Annotated in this window: 2 protein-coding genes and 2 pseudogenes; 1 reads left to right on the top strand and 3 read right to left on the bottom strand. The window is 58.1% G+C overall.

The window, feature by feature from the left end; all coding sequences use genetic code 11:
* Positions 1-21 precede the first annotated feature (21 nt).
* A pseudogene (locus GTF44_RS21820) lies at positions 22-285 on the bottom strand (transposase); the annotation flags it as partial.
* A 59-nt stretch (positions 286-344) separates the two neighbouring features.
* Between GTF44_RS21820 and GTF44_RS21815 the strand changes: the two are divergent.
* Positions 345-812 carry a hypothetical protein gene (locus GTF44_RS21815; protein WP_171563511.1) on the top strand — a complete coding sequence of 156 codons (468 nt, stop codon included), beginning with the start codon at positions 345-347 and terminating at the stop codon, positions 810-812.
* Here the strand turns inward: GTF44_RS21815 and GTF44_RS21810 are convergent.
* Together GTF44_RS21810 and GTF44_RS21805 are read right to left on the bottom strand one after the other, a co-directional pair.
* Entirely contained in the window at positions 769-1,731 is a 963-nt protein-coding gene (locus tag GTF44_RS21810) for an IS1595 family transposase (RefSeq protein WP_171563509.1), read from the bottom strand. The two genes, GTF44_RS21815 and GTF44_RS21810, sit on opposite strands and share 44 nt — an antisense overlap.
* An 89-nt stretch (positions 1,732-1,820) precedes the next feature.
* A pseudogene (locus GTF44_RS21805) lies at positions 1,821-2,761 on the bottom strand (IS3 family transposase); the annotation flags it as partial.
* Between the last annotated feature and the right edge of the window lie 64 nt (positions 2,762-2,825).

Genomic DNA, 2,825 nt, shown 5'->3' with positions numbered 1-2,825 from the left:
AATACGAGCGAAAAACTCTAACTACAAACGGCGGGAAAATCGGGTTTCAGAGCAGTTTTTTTCCGTTGATATGGTTGCGGTCAAGGCCTGCTGAGCGGAGCCCTTGCGGAGCTCAAGCGAGGCAGGCCGGGTGGCACGGTTGAGATTGGCGTAGACAGCCGGAGCCAGCCCGCCAAGTGATGTGTGTGGTCTCTGGGTGTTGTAGTCGATCCTCCAGTTTTCGATTGTCTTTCGGGCTTCGGCGAGATTGCCGAAGATGTGTTCGTTGAGGCATTCGGTCTTAAGTAGCAAATGCACCAAGTTGCCCTCTAGATGGTTGCGGCGATCTCGAGTGGAATGATGGCATGCCAGAGCCATTGATTGTCCAAACACTGACGGAGAAGCGGGCCGAGATCCTAGGTCAGATCAAAGCGTATGAGGCGCAGATCGCGCACGCGAAGCACGACCTTGCCCATGTGAACGCGACGATCGAGCTCTTCGCAGCACCGGAGCGGCAGCGCGCCAGGTACATCGTGAGCCACGGCTTCTTCAAGAAGGGTGAGATCGCGGATATCTGCATCCGCCACCTCGGGGTGGACGCAGAACTGACAACGCGGGAGCTGGCCGAGCGTGTCATGTCGGAGCGTGATCTGGATGTCTCGGATACTGCGCTCCGGAACTCGGTGGTCTTCAAGGTTGTCCAGGCGCTGCGTCACGCCAAGCGGCGGAAGCTCGTCCGGATGATCGAAAAGCGGAAGGGAATGTGCGTCTGGGGCGCGGGCGACATGATCACGCTGCGCGTCGTTGCCAGTACCCCTTCCACGAGCGACTGACCGGAGACGCGAGCGCGCCGCCGATCAGACGATCCGCCAGCCAACCGTTGCTCTCCTCGCGATGATCCTCGAGCCAGGCTGCGTGTGCCGCATAGGCATCAAGGTACCGCCCTTCGACCTTCAGGTGCTGGCCCCCAATCATCCGCCTGAGCCGCGAGAAGAAGCTCTCGGCGAGGTTCGTGTGAACTTCGGAAACGCTATAACCCTCTGAATGGTTTACCCTTTGCATGTCGAAGTCCTGCTCCAGCAGATCCCAATGCGTCACCTCGTCGGCCGAGACCATAGCGCCAGCAGCAATCCTCTTCCGCGCAAACTCGACACCTTGTGCCTCACGAAGAAACGTTCGCGTTAGTGTCCGGCCACCCCGCTGGCGCAGCACGACGACGACCCGCCGTTTCCCGCTCCGATTGGCGAGGCGTCGGCGATCAACACGATCTTCGCGCAGGTTGGCGGGACGGACATGGCCGCCGAAGGCAGCACCATCCACTTCAACCTCACCGTCGAGGTGCAAGCCCCTCGTCTCTGCGATCATCGCTTCCCGCAGCTTGTGCATGAGCACAAACGCCGTCTTGTGCTGTACATCCAGGTCGCGCGAAAGTTGGACAGCGGAGAGCCCCTTTGATGCGTTCACAAAAAGACAGATCGCACCCAGCAGATCCACGAAAGAGAGCTTCCGGGACGCAAAGATCGTGCCGGAGGTAACGCTGAACTGGCGGTGGCACGCGGCACACTTGAACCGGCGCCTGGTGGTCAGATCATAGATATCTAGGCAGCCGCACGTCGGACAGACCGGTGCACCATCGGTCTCCGGCCAGCGCAGCCGACGGAAACGAGCGTAAGCCGTGTCTTCGCCTTCCGAAAAGATTGCCTTCAGAGACAGGGTCCGCGCCGCTGCCGACAACAGAAAATGCTGCGCCATGTGAACTTCTCCAAGAAAGAATGTTCACATATTGTTCTCACTCATGCGTTCAGTCAATCAGTTGGTGCATTTGCTACCTAAGACCGGAGGCATTCGTCGCGGAGCCGACCATTAAATGACTCCACAAAGGCATTCTGCATCGGTTTTCCAGGCGCAATGTAATGCCAGCCAACACCGGTTTCTTGGCACCAACGCAGCACGGCATGCGATGTCATTTCCGTTCCATTGTCAGAGACGATCATGTCCGGCTGGCCGCGCCTGCGGATCAACTCATCCAGTTCACGGGTCATGCGGGCACCAGATAGGGAACGATCCACGACGGTTGCCAGCGCCTCGCGCGTACAATCATCCACGACGCACAGCACGCGGAACCGCTGGCCATCTGCAAACGCGTCAGACACAAAGTCCAGGGACCAGCGCTGATTGGCGCGATCCGGCACCAGGATTGGCCTACGCGTCCCCAAAGCCCGCTTGCGCGACCGTCTGCGACGGACTGTCAGCCCTTCTTCGCGATACAGCCGGAACAGCTTCTTGTGGTTCACCTCAAAGCCTTCCCTAGCCAGTAAGATGCCCAGACGGCGATACCCGAACCGGCGACGCTCATTTGCCAATTCACGCAGCCGCTTGCGCAGGGCATCATCGCCTTGGTCCTGCTTTTTGTACTGAAAGACAGACCTGTGAAGATCAGCCAGTTCACACGCCCGACGCTCAGACAAGCCGTGCCGCTCCATCACATCCGACACGGCCCGTCTTTTGACATCGGGCGTCAGTAGTTTTTTGTCGCGAGGTCTTTCAGTGCGGCATTGTCCAACATGGCATCTGCAAGCATGCGCTTAAGACGATTGTTCTCGTCTTCGAGCGCCCGCAGTTTCTTTGCGTCCGATACGTTCATCCCGCCGAACTTGGCTTTGTACTTATAAAACGTGGCATCGCTGATCCCATACTTCCGGCACAGATCCTGCGCCTTCACGCCAGCCTCGTATTCCTTGATCATCCCAATGATCTGTTCATCTGAAAATCTGCGTTTCATAGTCCATCCTTTGCTTGGACGGATTACTAGCACCTCAATGGCCTGATTTCAGGGGGCTGGGTCA

The sequence above is a fragment of the Roseobacter sp. HKCCD6576-2 genome (assembly GCF_013179285.1).
Taxonomy (GTDB): Bacteria; Pseudomonadota; Alphaproteobacteria; order Rhodobacterales; family Rhodobacteraceae; genus Rhodophyticola; species Rhodophyticola oceani.
Note: the sequence above shows the minus strand (reverse complement) of the source record. Positions and strands in the feature narration are given on the sequence as shown.

Bases quoted from the DNA above. Each gene is read 5' to 3' on its own strand.
- GTF44_RS21815 (WP_171563511.1), top strand. From the start codon at position 345: ATGCCAGAGCCATTGATTGTCCAAACACTGACGGAGAAGCGGGCCGAG.
- GTF44_RS21810 (WP_171563509.1), bottom strand. From the start codon at position 1,731: ATGGCGCAGCATTTTCTGTTGTCGGCAGCGGCGCGGACCCTGTCTCTG.